Source organism: Myxococcus sp. AB056 (assembly GCF_006547365.1).
Classification (GTDB): domain Bacteria; phylum Myxococcota; class Myxococcia; order Myxococcales; family Myxococcaceae; genus Myxococcus; species Myxococcus virescens.
The window spans coordinates 1-15,433 of sequence record NZ_VHLB01000141.1; the positions used below are offsets into that span (position 1 = coordinate 1).

Below are 15,433 nucleotides of genomic sequence, written 5' to 3' on the forward strand. Positions count from 1 at the left end.
CGCCGGTGCCTGGGGTGACGCGGCGGGGGCCGGGGGCGTCACCGCCGTCACGCGGGCCGCGTAGCCCGGCGCGTCGATGTGCACGTTGCCGGCCTCGTCGATGCGGACGGTGGCCTTCTCGAACTTCTGGTTGGTGACGCCGTCAATCTTGACGCCGTTGAGGAAGATGGAGCCTGCGTGCGCCCCGAACGGGGCCAGGGCCAGGGCGGCGGCGAGCGCGGCGCTGGGGAACAGGGGGTTCTTCATGCGGGTCACTCCTGAGAATCTCCAACAGTCCCGGGCACTTGCAACGCTTAGCGCACCCGGCGGGACGGAACAAGGCGCGCATACACCCCGTTGGAGCGTCCCAGCTGCCCGGAGATTCACCCCACCCACTCAGGGCATGGGCTCGGGAGGCACCTCGCGCTGCGCCAAGGCCCAGTCACCGCCCAGCCCGTGGCCCTCACGGAAGCGCCGGAAGTCCCGGCGGACCGCGCGCGGATAGCGCCGGAAGCGCTCCAATTCGCCCTGCTTGATGGCGTTGCGGATGCGGGTGGGGCCGGCGTTGTAGGCCATCAGGGCCAGGTCCAGGTCCCCACCGAAGCGCTCCTGTAACGAGCGCAGGTAACGGATGCCCAGCCGCACGCAGAGCGCGGTGTCCGCGGTCACTTCCTCGCGAGACAGGCGCAGTCCTTCCTTCTCCGCCAGGAAGTGCAGCGTGCTCGGTTTGATCTGCATCAACCCGCGCGCGCCCTTCACGGACACGGCATCTTCCGTGAAGTCCGACTCCACGTCGATGATGGCCAGGATCAGCAGCGGATCATACGCGAGCCGCCCGGCCTCCTCGGCGATGGCCTGGATGAGCTGCCGGCGCAGCGTCAGGCCCAGGTCCGGGGCCCGGCGCGCCAGCACCGCATCGATGAGCGACGCCTCGGGGGAGATGACCTCCGCCGCCACGACGCCCGGAACAACGGGCTGCACCGGCCGCTCCTCCAGCAACGGCACCAGCCGCGCCGACACGACGAGCGCCGCCCCCGCGAGCAACGGGAGCCGGGAACAACCCGAGCTGAAGGCGTGGAGACGTTCGAAGAGCCGCGTACCGAAAGACCTCCCGCCCGAAGGGGCGGGAGCTTTCACTTCCGGTGCTCCAGGGCTTGGATGCGCTCGGCCAGCTTGTCCAGCCGGGTTCCAAACGCCGCCAGCTCCTCGCGGCGGGGAAGCTTCATCTTCGTCAGGGCCTGGCGCACCCGCTCTTCCACGTTGTGCTCCAGGTCCTTGCGGTGGCCCACCAGCCGCTCACTGAACTCCCGGGCCTGGCGCTTCACCTCGTCCTGGCTCCAACCCGCCACCGCGGCCACGCGCTGCACGGCCCGTGAAGCTTCTTCCTCGGCCGTGTTCACCGCCAGCAGCGCCTGGCTCCAGAGACGCTCGAACGTCTCCGTCACGGAGTGCTTCTCTCGGGGGGCCTCGGGCTTGTTGTCCATGGGGTCTCTCCGGGAGGTGTACAGGCCAGACGTTCAGGCCCGACCCGGTCGGGGAACGGCCGAAATAAGCACACCCCCGACGTGAAGGGAACGACGGCGATGTGCCTCCCCCTCCTCTTTCGTACTCCGAGAAAGGGAGAGGTCACACTGCCTGTCGGGATTCAACGGGACTTCAGGCGCGCGGCGAGGACGCGGGGCTGCTCGCGGGCTTCGCGCCGTTCACCCGACGAACGGGCTTCAGCAGCGAGTCCACCTTGCGGGACAGCTTCGCCAGCTCCTTGTTGAGGTCCTTCAGCTGCGCCTGGCTGGCCACGCCCACGGCCTCGACGACGCGCGTCTGGATACCGTCAAAGCGCTTGCGCAGCTCGGTGCCCGCGGCGTCCACGCGCCGGCTCAGCTCGGTGCTGGCCTCGTTGGCGCGCTTGCTCAGCTCCTGCACGCGGGGGTCCGTCAGCAGCTCACCGGCCTGGAACTTCGCCCACAGCGCCTGGGCCTCCTTGGCGGCCTCCTGCCCACGGGACTCCAAGGTCTTCACGACCTTGCCCGCTTCGCCTTCCAGTTCCTCGATGCGCTTCTGCGCCTGGGAAATCTGGGCCTTCAGAAAGCTCTCCACATTCTGCGCCAGTCCGCTCTTCGCAGCGGCCTCGGAGCTCTGAACTTCGTTCTGCGTCGCCTCGGTCTCGGTCTTCGTCGTGGCCATACCGTCCTCCCCTATCCCGGCTTTCGCCGGGCGGTAACCAGGTGCGTCACTACAGCGTTCAATAGTTAACGCAGCGCGCCATAAGCGTCAAGCCAACGACGAGCCCATAACGCGATTAGCCATAAACAAAGGAAAACCGCCGCCCCAGAGAAAGCTCTGGGAGCGGCGGTTGTCTTTCAGCGAACGCTTTGAGGACGGCTGGGGCGCGGATTAGGCCGCGCCGGTCGTCTGCGTGCCTACCGGGCGGGAAGGCTCGCCCAGGGGGCCGGTGTCGCCGTGAGTGGCGGCCAGGGCGGCCTCCATCTCGTTGACCTCGTCGGTGGGGCTCTCCACCGCGATGTCCAGGTGCTTGTAGTTCGGCAGACCCGTGCCGGCGGGGATGAGCCGGCCCATGATGACGTTCTCCTTGAGGCCGCGCAGGTAGTCCACCTTGCCGTTGATGGCGGCCTCGGTGAGCACCTTGGTGGTCTCCTGGAAGGACGACGCGGAGATGAAGGACTCGGTGGAGAGCGAGGCCTTGGTGATGCCGAGCAGCAGCGGCTCGCCAACGGCGGGACGCTTGCCTTCCGACATGACCTTCTCGTTCTCCTCCTCGAACACCCACTTCTCGACCTGCTCATCGACCAGGAAGTTGGTGTCGCCCACATCGGTGACGCGCACGCGGCGGAGCATCTGCCGCACGATGGTCTCGATGTGCTTGTCGTTGATCTTCACGCCCTGCAGTCGGTAGACCTCCTGCACTTCGTCCACCAGGTAGCGCGCGAGTTCCTTCTCGCCGAGCACCTTGAGGATGTCGTGCGGGTTGGCCGAGCCGTCCATCATCGCCTCGCCGGCCTTCACGCGGTCGCCGGAGTGGACGCTGATGTTCTTGCCCTTGGAGATCAGGTACTCCTTGGCCAGGTCCGTGCGCTGCTCGCCGTTCACCTCGGGGGTGATGATGAGCTTGCGCTTGCCCTTGGTGTCCTTGCCGAACGACACCACGCCGTCGATCTCCGCGATCGCCGCCGCGTCCTTCGGCTTGCGCGCCTCGAAGAGCTCGGCCACGCGAGGCAGACCGCCCGTGATGTCCTTGGTCTTCGTCGTCTCGCGCGGCACCTTGGCGATGACCTCGCCCGGGTGGATCTCATCGCCGTCGTTGACGGTGATGATGGAGCCCTGCGGCAGGAAGTAGCTCGCCGGATTGCGGGAGCTGGGCAGGTCCATCATGTTGCCATTGGCATCGCGGATGGTGACGCGCGGACGCGCCTCCGGGTCCTTGGACTCGATGACCGTCTTACGCGACAGACCGGTCACCTCGTCCAGCGCCTCGGACATCGTCACGCCTTCGATGATGTCCTCGTAGCGCACGACACCGCCGACCTCGGTCAGCAGCGGAATCGCGAACGGGTCCCACTCCGCCATGAGGACGCCCGGCTCGATGCGCTGGCCTTCCTTCACGAGGATGCGGGCACCGTAGATGACCTGGTAGCGCTCGCGCTCGCGGCCCGAGTCGTCCACGACGACGATTTCGCCGTTGCGGTTCATGGCCACCAGCGTGCCGTCCGTCTTCTGCACGGTGACGAGGCCCGCGAACTTCACGCTACCCGCGTAGCGGTTCTCCAGGCTGGACTGCTCCGCGCGCCGCGTCGCCGCACCACCGATGTGGAAGGTGCGCATCGTGAGCTGGGTACCCGGCTCACCGATGGACTGCGCCGCGATGACGCCGACCGCCTCACCCACGGACACCTTGCGGCCGCGGGCCAGGTCACGGCCGTAGCACTCCACGCAGATGCCGCGCTTGGCCTGGCAGGTGAGCACCGAGCGGATCTTCACCTTGTCCATGCCGCTGTTCTCGATGCGGCGGACGCGGTCCTCGTCGATCTCCTCGTTCGCGCGCACCAGCACCTCGCCCGTCACGGGGTCGAGGATGTCATCCAGGGCCACGCGGCCCAGGATGCGCTCGCCGAGCGGTTCGATGATCTCGCCGCCCTCCACCAGGGCGCCGATGAACAGGCCGTCCATGGTGCCGCAGTCGTACTCGTTGATGATGGCGTCCTGCGCCACGTCCACGAGACGGCGGGTGAGGTAACCGGAGTTGGCCGTCTTGAGCGCCGTGTCCGCCAGACCCTTACGGGCGCCGTGCGTGGAGATGAAGTACTGCAGCACGGAGAGGCCTTCACGGAAGTTGGCCGTGATGGGCGTCTCGATGATTTCGCCGGAGGGCTTCGCCATCAGGCCACGCATACCCGCCAGCTGACGGATCTGCTGGGCGCTACCACGCGCACCCGAGTCGGCCATGATGTAGATGGGGTTGAAGGACGGCTGCTTGCGCGTCTCGCGCTTGCCGTCGCGGTCCCCGGACGTCTCCTCCTGGGAGATCTGCTGCATCATCTCCTGGGCGACCTTCTCGGTGATCTCCGCCCAGATATCGATGACCTTGTTGTAGCGCTCGCCGTCGGTGATGAGACCCTCGAGGTACTGGTTCTCGATCTCCGACACCACCGCGCGCGCCTCGTCCAGGAACACCTGCTTCTTCGCAGGGATGATCATGTCCTTGAGCGCGATGGAGATACCGGCGCGGGTGGCGTTGTAGTAGCCGAGGCTGCGCACGCGGTCCGCGAGCAGCACCGTCTCCTTCTCACCCGTGAGGCGGTAGCAGAGGTCGATGAGGCCGCCGAGCGACTTCTTGTCGAGCACCTTGTTGATGGCGTCGAAGCCCACCGCGCGCGGGACGACCTCCCACAGGAGGACGCGGCCGACGGTGGTCTCCTTGCGCTTGCCGTCGATGCGGCAGACGACCTTCGCCTGGAGGTGCACTTCACCGTGGTCGTACGCGGCACGCACCTCGTCCGGCGAGGCGAACACGCGGCCCTCGCCGTTGGCGAACTCGCGGGCGCGGGTCATGTAGTAGATGCCGAGCACCATGTCCTGCGTCGGGACGATGATGGGCTTGCCGTTCGCGGGGCTGAGGATGTTGTTCGTCGACATCATCAGCACGCGGGCCTCCATCTGAGCCTCGATGGAGAGCGGCACGTGCACGGCCATCTGGTCGCCGTCGAAGTCGGCGTTGAAGGCGGCGCACACCAGCGGGTGGAGCTGGATGGCCTTGCCTTCAATCAGCACGGGCTCGAAGGCCTGCATGCCCAGACGGTGCAGCGTGGGCGCGCGGTTGAGGAGCACCGGGTGCTCGCGGATGACGTCCTCGAGGATGTCCCAGACCTCGGGACGCTCCTTCTCCACCATCTTCTTCGCGGACTTGATGGTGGTGACGTAACCCTTCTCTTCGAGCTTGTTGTAGATGAACGGCTTGAAGAGCTCGAGCGCCATGATCTTCGGCAGGCCGCACTGGTGCAGGCGCAGCTCGGGACCCACGACGATGACGGAGCGGCCCGAGTAGTCCACGCGCTTGCCGAGCAGGTTCTGGCGGAACCGGCCCTGCTTGCCCTTGAGCATGTCGGACAGCGACTTCAGCGGGCGCTTGTTGGGGCCCGTGATGGTCTTCCCGCGGCGGCCGTTGTCGAACAGCGCGTCCACGGCCTCCTGCAGCATCCGCTTCTCGTTGCGGATGATGATGTCCGGAGCGTTCAGCTCCTGGAGGCGCTTCAGACGGTTGTTGCGGTTGATGACGCGGCGGTACAGGTCGTTCAGGTCGGAGGTCGCGAAGCGGCCACCGTCCAGGGGAACGAGCGGGCGCAGGTCCGGCGGAATCACCGGAATCACGTCCAGCATCATCCACTCCGGCTTGTTGCCGGAGACGCGGAACGCCTCGGCCACCTTCAGGCGCTTGGCGTACTTCTTCCGCTTCGCCTCGCTGGTGGTCTCGCGCATGTCCTTGCGCAGCTCTTCGGACAGCTTCTCCACGTCCAGCGACTTGAGCATCTCGCGGACGGCCTCGCCGCCCATGCCCGTGGTGAAGGAGTCCTCACCGTGCTCCTGGAAGAGCCGGTGCATCTTGTCCTCGCTGATGAGCTCGCCCTTCTGCAGCGGCGTCGCCTTCGGATCGAGGACGATGTAGCTCTCGCAGTAGAGGACCTTCTCCAGCTCCTTCAGCGTGATGTCGAGCAGGTTGCCGATGCGGCTCGGCAGCGACTTGAGGAACCAGATGTGGGCCACCGGCGTGGCCAGGGTGATGTGGCCCAGGCGCTCACGGCGCACCTTGGACTGGATGACCTCCACGCCGCACTTCTCGCACACCACGCCGCGGTGCTTCATGCGCTTGTACTTGCCGCAGTTGCACTCGTAGTCCTTCACCGGCCCGAAGATGCGGGCGCAGAAGAGCCCGTCCCGCTCCGGCTTGAACGTGCGGTAGTTGATCGTCTCCGGCTTCTTCACCTCGCCATGGGACCACTGGCGAATCTTGTCGGGCGACGCCAGGGCGATGCGGATGGCGTTGAACGACAGCGGGTCCTTCGGCTTCTCGAAGAAGTTGAAAATGTCCTTCACGTTGCCTCCGAAATCTCGTTGGGCGCCCTCCCCTTCCAGGAGGGCCGCCAGCTGATTCGGGCCCCCGCCCCGACCCGGCCGCGCCCGACCCTATCGGGACGGCGGGCGGCCGGTCAGGCGGGCGCTCCGTGCAATCAGGCCTCGGTTCCCGTCTTGCGCTCCTCGCCGTCACCGCCGCCGAGGAAGTCGCCTCCGAAGCTGCGCTGCCGCTCCGGCGGGGCGCTCTCCAGCAGCTCCACGTCGAGCGCGAGCGACTGGAGTTCCTTGAGGAGCACGTTGAACGACTCGGGCAGGCCGCTCTCCAGGACGTTGTCGCCCTTGACGATGGCCTCGTACATGCGCGTGCGGCCCACCACGTCGTCCGACTTGACGGTGAGGAACTCCTGCAGCGTGTACGCCGCGCCGTAGGCCTCCATCGCCCAGACTTCCATCTCGCCCAGACGCTGACCGCCGAACTGCGCCTTGCCGCCCAGGGGCTGCTGCGTGACGAGCGAGTAGGGCCCGATGGAGCGGGCGTGGATCTTCTCGTCCACCAAGTGGTGCAGCTTCAGCATGTACATGACGCCCACGGTGACGTTCTGGTCGAACGGCTCACCGGTGCGCCCGTCGAAGAGCACCATCTGGCCCGTGCGGGGCAGCTGACCCTCGTCCAGCAGGGCGTGGATCTCCGTCTCCTGTGCGCCGTCGAAGACGGGCGTGGCGACGTGGATGCCCCGCTTGGAGCGGAGGCACAGCTGCTTGATCTCCTCGTCGTCGAGCTTGTCGAGGAACTCGTCGAACGCCGGGTCGCTGTAGATGACCTTGAGGCGCTCCTTGATGGCGTCCGAGCTCCAGTTGGCCTCGACGTAGCGCTGCAGCGCTTCGCCGGTGCCCTTGGCGGCCCAGCCCAGGTGCGTCTCGAGGATCTGCCCGATGTTCATGCGCGAGGGCACGCCCAGCGGGTTGAGGACGATGTCCACCGGACGCCCGTCCTCCAGGTACGGCATGTCCTCCTCGGGGAGGATGCGGGACACGACGCCCTTGTTACCGTGGCGGCCGGCCATCTTGTCGCCCACGGCCAGCTTGCGCTTGATGGCGACGTACACCTTCACCATCTTGATGACGCCCGGCGGCAGCTCGTCGCCCTTCTTGATGCGGGCGATCTTCTCGCCGAAGGCCAGCTTCACGGCCTCCTTCGTCTCCTCCAGGTTGCGGAGGATGTCGCGCAGGCGCGAGTCCAGCGGGTCGCCGACGGAGATCTCACCCCAGTACTTGTAGGGCACCGTGGACAGCAGTTCGTCGTCGAGGATGTCCCCCTTCTTCAGGAGGATCTTCCCCTTGTCGTCCACGAGCTTGCCCTGGACCTCCTTGGTGCGCACCAGGCCGCGGATGCGGCCGAACGCGCTGTCCTGGAGGACCTTGATCTCGTCGTTCTGGTCCTTGAGGAGCTTCGCCTCCTCCATGGACTCGATCTGCTTGGCGCGCTCGTCCTTCTCCACGCCCTTGCGGCTGAACACCTTGGCGTTGATGACGGTGCCCACCACGCCCGGCGGGACGCGCAGCGAGCTGTCACGCACGTCGCCGGCCTTCTCGCCGAAGATGGCGCGCAGCAGCTTCTCTTCGGGAGACAGCTGCGTCTCGCCCTTCGGGGTGATCTTGCCCACCAGCACGTCACCGGGCTTCACCTCGGCGCCGATGCGGATGATGCCGCTCTCATCGAGGTCCTTGAGGGCCTCCTCACCCACGTTCGGGATGTCGCGGGTGATCTCCTCCTTGCCCAGCTTGGTGTCGCGCGCGATGCACTCGAACTCCTCGATGTGGATCGACGTGAAGACGTCGTCCTTGAGGATGCGCTCGCTGATGAGGATGGAGTCCTCGAAGTTGTAGCCCTGCCACGGCATGAACGCGACGACCACGTTCTGGCCCAGCGCCAGCTCGCCCGTCTCGGTGGCCGGACCGTCGGCGATGACGTCACCCTTCTTCACCCGGTCGCCCTTGCTGATGATGGGCTTCTGGTTGAGGCAGGTGTTCTGGTTGGAGCGCTGGTACTTGAGCAGGTTGTAGATGTCGACCTCGCTCGTGACATCGCTCAGCGAGGCCGGCACGTCCGCCTTCACCACGATGCGGCCGGCGTCCACGCTCTCCACGATGCCGTCGCGCCGGGCCACGCAGGTGACGCCGGAGTCGCGGGCGACGATGGACTCGATGCCCGTGCCCACCAGCGGCGCCGCGGTGCGCAGCAGCGGAACGGCCTGGCGCTGCATGTTGGAGCCCATGAGCGCGCGGTTGGCGTCGTCGTTCTCCAGGAACGGGATGAGCGACGCGGCCACCGACACGAGCTGCTTCGGGGACACGTCCATCAGGTCCACGTCCTCGGCGCGAGCCTGGACGAACTCACCACCGCGGCGGCTGGACACCAGCGCGTTGGCGAACTTGCCCTTCTTGTCCGTCTCCGCGTTCGCCTGGGCGATGGTGTGCTTCTCCTCCTCGAGGGCGGAGTAGAAGGCCACGTCGGTCGTCACCACGCCCGCCTCGACCTTGCGGTACGGCGTCTCGACGAAGCCGAACTCATTGACGCGCGCGTAGGTGGACAGCGACGCGATAAGGCCGATGTTCGGACCTTCCGGCGTCTCGATGGGGCAGATGCGGCCGTAGTGCGTCGGGTGCACGTCGCGCACCTCGAAGCCCGCGCGCTCGCGGGTGAGGCCGCCGGGCCCGAGCGCCGACAGGCGCCGCTTGTGCGTGACCTCGGACAGGGGGTTCGTCTGGTCCATGAACTGCGACAGCTGGCTGGACCCGAAGAACTCCTTGATGACCGCGGTGACGGGCTTGGCGTTGATGAGATCGTGCGGCATGAGCGTCTCGATCTCCTGGAGGCTCATGCGCTCCTTGATCGCCCGCTCCATGCGCACCAGGCCGATGCGGTACTGGTTCTCCAGCAGCTCGCCCACCGCGCGGACGCGGCGGTTGCCCAGGTGGTCGATGTCGTCGATGGTCCCCTTGCCGTTCTTCAGATCGATCAGGTAGCGGATCACCTCGAGGATGTCCCGCTTGGTGAGGATCTGCCCGTCGAGCGGCTCCTCGAGGCCGAACTTGAAGTTCAGCTTGAGGCGGCCGACCTTGGAGAGGTCGTAGCGCTCCGGGTTGAAGAACAGGTTGGTGAACAGGTTGATGGCCGTCTCCGGCGTCGGCGGATCGCCAGGGCGCAGGCGGCGGTAGATCTCCATGATGGACTGCTCGGGGGTCTCGAGCTTGTCCAGCATCAACGTCTCACGCAGGTACGGGCCCACGTTGAGGTTGTCGATGAAGAGGACCTTGAACTCCTTGATGCCGTGCTTGAGGAGCTCGTCGACCTTCTCCTGGGTGACTTCCTCGTTGCACTCAAGGAGCACCACGCCGTTGGTCTCTTCGACCACGTCGTAGGCGGACACCTTGGTGAAGAGCTCGTCCGCATCGATCGGGAGCGTCTTCATCTTCGCCGCTTCGAGCTTCTTGATGGCGGCGCGGGTGAACTTGCGGTTCTTCTTGACGATCAGCTCGCCCGTCTTGGCCTTGATGTCGCGGGTCGCGCGCTGGCCAGGCAGCAGCTCGAGCTCGACGCTCTTCTCGAACTCCTCCGCGCTGTGGAGGTAGATCGTCTCCGTCGCGTAGTAGTAGTTGAGGATCTCCTCGGTGGAGCCCTTGAACTCCAGCGGGTTCTTCTTCGCGGTGTCCGGGACGGCGCCGAGCGCGCGGATGAGCACCGTGGCCGGCAGCTTGCGGCGGCGGTCGATGCGCACGTACAGCAGGTCCTTGTGGTCGAACTCGAAGTCGATCCACGAACCGCGGTAGGGAATGATGCGGGCGTTGTAGAGCAGCTTGCCAGACGAGTGGCTCTTGCCCTTGTCGTGGTCGAAGAAGGCGCCCGGGCTTCGGTGCAGCTGGCTGACGACGACGCGCTCGGTACCGTTGATGATGAAGGTGCCGTTCTGGGTCATCAGCGGGATTTCGCCGAAGTAGACCTCCTGCTCCTTCACGTCGCGGATGGACTGGGCGCCGGTCTCCTCGTCCTTGTCCCACACGACCAGGCGCACCACCACCTTGATGGGCGCCGAATACGTCATGCCACGCTGGTGGCACTCATCTACGTCATACTTCGGGCGCTCCAGGTGATAGCTCACGAACTCCAGCGAGGAGGTCTCGTTGAAGTCGCGGATAGGGAACACCGACTTGAAGACGCCCTGAAGACCGAGGTCCTCGCGCTTGTCGGCGGCAATGTCCGCCTGGAGGAACTTCTCGTAGGACTGCTTCTGGATGTTGATAAGATTGGGAATGTCGATGATCTTCGCGATCTTCGCGAAGGTCTTCCGCACGCGGAAATTGTTCTGGATCTGCGTCGGCATTCTGGCTCCGGGGACGACTGCTCGGGCGGGCAAACTTCAGTAACGCGCGGCGGCGCCGGGAAATTTGCAACGGTCAAATGGGCAAAGCCGGCGCCCCCACTCAGGGAGCGCCGGCCTGCACATCCGGTCAGGAGGCTGCCCGAAATTTCCCGGAAAACCGGACAGTCCCTGTAGAAACTACTTGATGTCGACGGTCGCACCAGCCGCGGTGAGCTGGTCCTTGATCTTCTTGGCGTCGTCCTTGTTGACGCCTTCCTTGACGTTCTTCGGAGCGCCCTCGACCAGGTCCTTGGCCTCCTTCAGGCCCAGGCCGGTGATCGCGCGGATCTCCTTGATGACGTTGATCTTGTTGGCGCCGGCGTTGGCCAGCACCACCGTGAACTCCGTCTTCTCCTCGACAGGAGCGGCGGCGGCGGCCGGGCCCGCGGCAACGGCCACGGCGGCGGCGGAGACGCCCCACTTGTTCTCGAGCTGCTTCACGAGCTCGGCCGCCTCGAGGACGGTCAGGGAGGAAAGCTGGTCAACAATCGCGTTCAGGTCAGCCATTGAAATGTGTCCTTCTGGTTTCGACTAACGGCCAACTCCCCCTTTGGAGAGTTCCGGCCGGAGAGGTTGCGGTAGAAAAACTTCTCGAACAGATGAGGGCTTCTCAGCCCTGCGCCTTGTCCGCGTTGGCCTGGACGACTCGGGCGAGCTGCGAACCCGGAGCCGCGATGGTCCGAACCAGCTTGCTCGCGGGCTGGCTGATGACGCCCAGCAGCTGCGCGCGAAGCTCGGGCAGACCCGGCAGCTTCGCCAGGGCCTTCACGCCGGCGACGTCGACCTTGCGGCCTTCGACGACGGCAGTGCGGATCTTGATCTTGTCCTCGATGTCCTTCGCGAACTCGACCAGGATCTTCGCGGGAGCCACCACGTCGCCGTAGCTGATGCACAGGGCCACGGGGCCCGTGAAGTCATCAGCGATGACCGACACGGACGTGCCCTGCGCGGCACGGCGCGCCAGCGTGTTCTTGATGACCTTGTACTCGACGTTGCCCTCGCGGAACTTCTTGCGGAGCTTGGTCACCGTCTCCACGTCCACCTTGGTGAACTCGGCGACGACGGCGGAGGTCGTCCTCGAGAACTTCTCGTGGAGCTCCTTGATCATCTCTTCCTTCTCGCTCTTCAGCACTTTGACTCACCTCCTTACTGGGCCCGCCTTTTCAGGACGGGCGTGATGCCTGGGCCAAAGTGGCAGAGCGAGAGGAGCCTCGAGAGGCACCACACCGCACCTCCAGTCTCGGCAGGGCTGACCTTGCGGTCGTTTGAACCAGGGGTCGAAGGTGCCGTCCGGCCGGTTGCCCGGCTGCCAACGGAACATGCATCCTCTTCGCCCAGGTCCCTGCTGTCATGAACCAGGTGTCGGGACGCCGCGCCTCACGACGTGGCGCCCCAATTGCAAAAGCCGGGGGCCTATACCCCCGGCTTCAGCAAAGATCCAGAACTTTCGAACCTGTGACGTCAGACAGGTGACAGCCCTGACCCGTAGTCAGGGCTGCGTCCCCCTGTCCGTGCGACCGGACGGCGATTAGCCGTGGCGCGCCTTGATTTCCATGGTGTCGAGCTTGATGCCCGGCCCCATGGAGGACGAGATGGCGATACCCTGGAGGTACACGCCCTTCGCGGCGGCCGGCTTCAGCTTCATCACCAGGTCCACCAGCGCGTTGAAGTTGGCCTCGAGCTTCTCGACCTCGAAGGAGGACTTGCCCAGCTTCGCGTGGACGATACCGGCCTTCTCGGCGCGGAAGTCGACCTTACCACCCTTGGCGTCGCGAATGGCCTTCGCGACATCCATGGTCACCGTGCCGACCTTCGGGTTCGGCATCAGGCCGCGGGGACCGAGCACCTTACCGAGGCGACCGACGACACCCATCATGTCCGGGGTGGCGATGACGGTGTCGAAATCGAGGAAGCCCTCCTCGATGCGCTTCTGGAGGTCCTCGGCGCCGACGACGTCCGCGCCGGCGTTGGTCGCGTCGGTGGCCTTCTCACCCTTGGCGAACACGGCCACGCGCACGGTGGCGCCGGTGCCGTGCGGGAGCACCACGGCGCCACGGACCATCTGGTCCGCGTGCTTCGGGTCCACGCCCAGGTTGATGGAGACGTCGACCGTCTGGTCGTACTTGGTGGAGCGAGCCTCCACCGTCTTCTTCAGGAGCTGAAAGCCCTCGGCGACGGCGTAGCGCTTATCGCGGTCAACCAGAGCGGCGGCCGCACGGAACTTCTTCCCAGTCTTAGCCATGACAGAAATCCTTGTCGTGAGTGGGTGCGCGGCGGCCTAGCCGACGACGTCGATGCCCATGGAGCGTGCGGTGCCAGCAATGGTGCTCATGCAGGCCTCGAGCGACGCGGCGGTGGTGTCCTGGATCTTCTTCTTCGCGATTTCCTCGAGCTGAGCGCGGGTGATCTGCCCGACCTTCTCCTTGCCCGGCTTCTTCGCGCCCGAACCCTTCTTCTTCTCCGTGTGGAGACCCGCGGCCTTCTTGATGAGGACGGCGGCGGGAGGGGTCTTCAGGATGAAGGTGAAGGAGCGGTCCGCATACACGGTGATGACCACCGGGATGATGAGACCTTCCTTGGCTTCCGCCTGGGTCTTCGCGTTGAACTGCTTGCAGAACTCCATGATGTTCACGCCCTGCTGACCGAGCGCGGGGCCGATCGGCGGAGCGGGGTTCGCCTTGCCGGCGGGGATCTGCAGCTTGACCTGACCTGTGATCTTCTTCATCGAACGACAACTGCCTTTCGAGTGGGTGGTGCGAGCGGGCTACCAGACGGGGAAGCCCTCCCACCCATGAGTCCGGCCCCAATACGGGGACCAGAAATGCGAACGCCGCGCACGCCATACAGGAGTGCACGGCGCGGCATCAACTGCTAGCCGGTGGTCTTCTCCACCTGCATGAAGTCCAGCTCCACCGGGGTGGCACGGCCGAAGATGCTGACCAGCACCTTCACCCTGCCCTTCTCCGCATTGACCTCTTCCACGGTCCCGTTGAAGTTCGCGAACGGACCGTCGATGACGCGCACCGTGTCGCCGTCGTCGAACTGCACCTTGGGCTTCGGCTTGAGCGTGCCTTCGGAAATCTGCGACGTCAGCCGCGCCACTTCCTGGTCGGAGATGGGCAACGGATTCTGGTTCTGCGCCGTTCCCGGGAACCCGGTGATCTTCGGCGTGTTCTTCACCAGGTGGAGCGTCCGGTCGTTCAGCTCCATCTGCACGAAGATGTAGCCGGGGAAGAACTTGCGGCGAGAGGTCTTCTTCTCGCCCTTCACCATTTCGACGACCTGTTCCATCGGAATCAGGATTTCACCGAACTGGTCCTGAAGGCCCTCCAGACGGACCTTCTCTTCCAGGCTCTTCTTCGCCTGGTTCTCGAAGTTCGAGTAGGTGTGGACCACGTACCATTTCATCGCCATTACAGCTTCCCCCACATGGCCGGCAGCCACTCCACCATCAGGTTGTAGGCGGCGGTATCGATGCAGAAGAGGATGACGGCGGCAACCAGGGACGCCACGACGACGGCCATGGTCGACGCCTTGGTCTCCGACCAGGTGGGCCAGGTGACCTTCATCAACTCCGAAGCCACATCGATGGACAGCGCATGGGTGCGCGGGTGGAAGTACGCCCCCACAGCCAGTCCCACGGCCAGCGCGTAGCCCACCAGGGTGGACACCTTCCAGTCCAAGCCCTCAATGAGGACCGGGTCGCTCCAGCTGAATCGCGCCCACAGCAGTCCGAGCAGACGCTCCAGGAAGAGGGCCAGGACGATGCCGACGAGAAGATAGAAGATGACCACGAGCCGCTTCGGATCCATCGCCGAGCGGTTAGCCTGCTGGCTGGCCTCTGATGCCGTCGCCATGGTGCCTCACGAGGTACTGCGGATGCGAATTCGCGAAACTGCGAAAACACAGGAACCCCCGGCACCTCCAGGTACCGGGGGCCCCGCGACTACTGAGAGTTGGCAGGCCAGGAGGGATTCGAACCCCCAACACGCGGATTTGGAGACCGCTGCTCTACCGTTGGAGCTACTGGCCTAGAACCTTCCCTGAACTACCGACCTAGACCTTACCTTCCTTGTGGTCCTGATGCTTGCGGCAACGAGGACAGAACTTGCTCAGCTCGAGCTTGTCCTGGCTCTTCCGCTTGTTCTTCGTGGTCGTGTAGTTCCGCTCCTTGCACACAGTGCACTCGAGCGAAATAATGGAACGATTGCCCTTCGGCATGACCTACCTCACCAGATACGAGAGGGGAAGGCTACCACAACGCAGCCCTCCCCTCGGAATCGGGACAGTGAGCCCGGCGGCCTCACGGCCGACCCGGCATTACTCGATGATTTCCGCCACGACGCCGGCGCCCACGGTGCGGCCACCCTCGCGAACAGCGAAGCGCAGCTCCTTCTCCATGGCCACAGGGGTGATGAGCTCCACCTCGATGGCGATGTTGTCGCCCG

The 15,433-nt window shown here is 65.3% G+C and carries 12 protein-coding genes, 1 tRNA gene and 2 pseudogenes; all 15 read right to left on the minus strand.

Annotated features, from left to right (window positions below; all coding sequences use genetic code 11):
- A pseudogene (locus FMP39_RS35050) lies at positions 1-255 on the minus strand (hypothetical protein); the annotation flags it as partial.
- Positions 256-375: 120 nt separating this feature from the next.
- The gene (locus FMP39_RS35055) at positions 376-1,116 is read right to left on the minus strand and encodes a lytic transglycosylase domain-containing protein (protein WP_011553131.1); all 741 of its coding nucleotides are present in this window, start codon (positions 1,114-1,116) and stop codon (positions 376-378) included.
- Positions 1,113-1,463, minus strand: a complete 351-nt coding sequence (locus FMP39_RS35060) for a phasin family protein (RefSeq protein WP_140862317.1) — start codon at positions 1,461-1,463, stop codon at positions 1,113-1,115. Before FMP39_RS35060 ends, FMP39_RS35055 begins: the two co-directional genes overlap by 4 nt.
- A gap of 172 nt (positions 1,464-1,635) precedes the next feature.
- Complete coding sequence (locus tag FMP39_RS35065) at positions 1,636-2,163, minus strand: hypothetical protein (RefSeq protein WP_090494973.1); 528 nt, start codon at positions 2,161-2,163, stop codon at positions 1,636-1,638.
- A gap of 210 nt (positions 2,164-2,373) precedes the next feature.
- Positions 2,374-6,585 (minus strand): DNA-directed RNA polymerase subunit beta', encoded by a 4,212-nt coding sequence (gene rpoC / locus FMP39_RS35070; RefSeq protein ID WP_141594341.1) that lies wholly within the window; start codon positions 6,583-6,585, stop codon positions 2,374-2,376.
- A 134-nt stretch (positions 6,586-6,719) separates the two neighbouring features.
- Positions 6,720-10,946, minus strand: a complete 4,227-nt coding sequence (gene rpoB / locus FMP39_RS35075; RefSeq protein WP_141594342.1) for a DNA-directed RNA polymerase subunit beta — start codon at positions 10,944-10,946, stop codon at positions 6,720-6,722.
- Positions 10,947-11,123: 177 nt separating this feature from the next.
- A complete protein-coding gene (rplL, locus tag FMP39_RS35080; protein WP_141594343.1) occupies positions 11,124-11,492 on the minus strand; it encodes a 50S ribosomal protein L7/L12 in 369 nt (122 codons plus the stop codon).
- A 103-nt stretch (positions 11,493-11,595) separates the two neighbouring features.
- On the minus strand, positions 11,596-12,117 hold the full coding sequence (gene rplJ, locus FMP39_RS35085) for a 50S ribosomal protein L10 (protein WP_090494980.1): 522 nt from the start codon (positions 12,115-12,117) through the stop codon (positions 11,596-11,598).
- 396 nt (positions 12,118-12,513) lie between these two features.
- The gene (gene rplA / locus FMP39_RS35090; protein WP_141594344.1) at positions 12,514-13,227 is read right to left on the minus strand and encodes a 50S ribosomal protein L1; all 714 of its coding nucleotides are present in this window, start codon (positions 13,225-13,227) and stop codon (positions 12,514-12,516) included.
- Between the two features lie 36 nt (positions 13,228-13,263).
- Complete coding sequence (rplK, locus tag FMP39_RS35095; RefSeq protein ID WP_090494983.1) at positions 13,264-13,710, minus strand: 50S ribosomal protein L11; 447 nt, start codon at positions 13,708-13,710, stop codon at positions 13,264-13,266.
- 146 nt (positions 13,711-13,856) lie between these two features.
- Positions 13,857-14,399 (minus strand): transcription termination/antitermination protein NusG, encoded by a 543-nt coding sequence (nusG, locus tag FMP39_RS35100; protein ID WP_002640701.1) that lies wholly within the window; start codon positions 14,397-14,399, stop codon positions 13,857-13,859.
- Positions 14,399-14,842: a preprotein translocase subunit SecE gene (gene secE / locus FMP39_RS35105; protein ID WP_141594345.1), complete on the minus strand. Its 444-nt coding sequence runs from the start codon at positions 14,840-14,842 to the stop codon at positions 14,399-14,401. Before secE ends, nusG begins: the two co-directional genes overlap by 1 nt.
- A gap of 100 nt (positions 14,843-14,942) precedes the next feature.
- Positions 14,943-15,018 (minus strand) — tRNA-Trp (locus tag FMP39_RS35110).
- Between the two features lie 23 nt (positions 15,019-15,041).
- Entirely contained in the window at positions 15,042-15,206 is a 165-nt protein-coding gene (rpmG, locus tag FMP39_RS35115) for a 50S ribosomal protein L33 (RefSeq protein WP_011553120.1), read from the minus strand.
- 99 nt (positions 15,207-15,305) lie between these two features.
- Positions 15,306-15,433: pseudogene (gene tuf, locus FMP39_RS35120) on the minus strand (elongation factor Tu); the annotation flags it as partial.

Bases quoted from the DNA above. Each gene is read 5' to 3' on its own strand.
- rplK (WP_090494983.1), bottom strand. From the start codon at position 13,710: ATGAAGAAGATCACAGGTCAGGTCAAGCTGCAGATCCCCGCCGGCAAG.
- rplA (WP_141594344.1), bottom strand. From the start codon at position 13,227: ATGGCTAAGACTGGGAAGAAGTTCCGTGCGGCCGCCGCTCTGGTTGAC.
- rpmG (WP_011553120.1), bottom strand. From the start codon at position 15,206: ATGCCGAAGGGCAATCGTTCCATTATTTCGCTCGAGTGCACTGTGTGC.
- rplL (WP_141594343.1), bottom strand. From the start codon at position 11,492: ATGGCTGACCTGAACGCGATTGTTGACCAGCTTTCCTCCCTGACCGTC.
- FMP39_RS35065 (WP_090494973.1), bottom strand. From the start codon at position 2,163: ATGGCCACGACGAAGACCGAGACCGAGGCGACGCAGAACGAAGTTCAG.
- rpoB (WP_141594342.1), bottom strand. From the start codon at position 10,946: ATGCCGACGCAGATCCAGAACAATTTCCGCGTGCGGAAGACCTTCGCG.
- FMP39_RS35060 (WP_140862317.1), bottom strand. From the start codon at position 1,463: ATGGACAACAAGCCCGAGGCCCCCCGAGAGAAGCACTCCGTGACGGAG.
- secE (WP_141594345.1), bottom strand. From the start codon at position 14,842: ATGGCGACGGCATCAGAGGCCAGCCAGCAGGCTAACCGCTCGGCGATG.
- nusG (WP_002640701.1), bottom strand. From the start codon at position 14,399: ATGGCGATGAAATGGTACGTGGTCCACACCTACTCGAACTTCGAGAAC.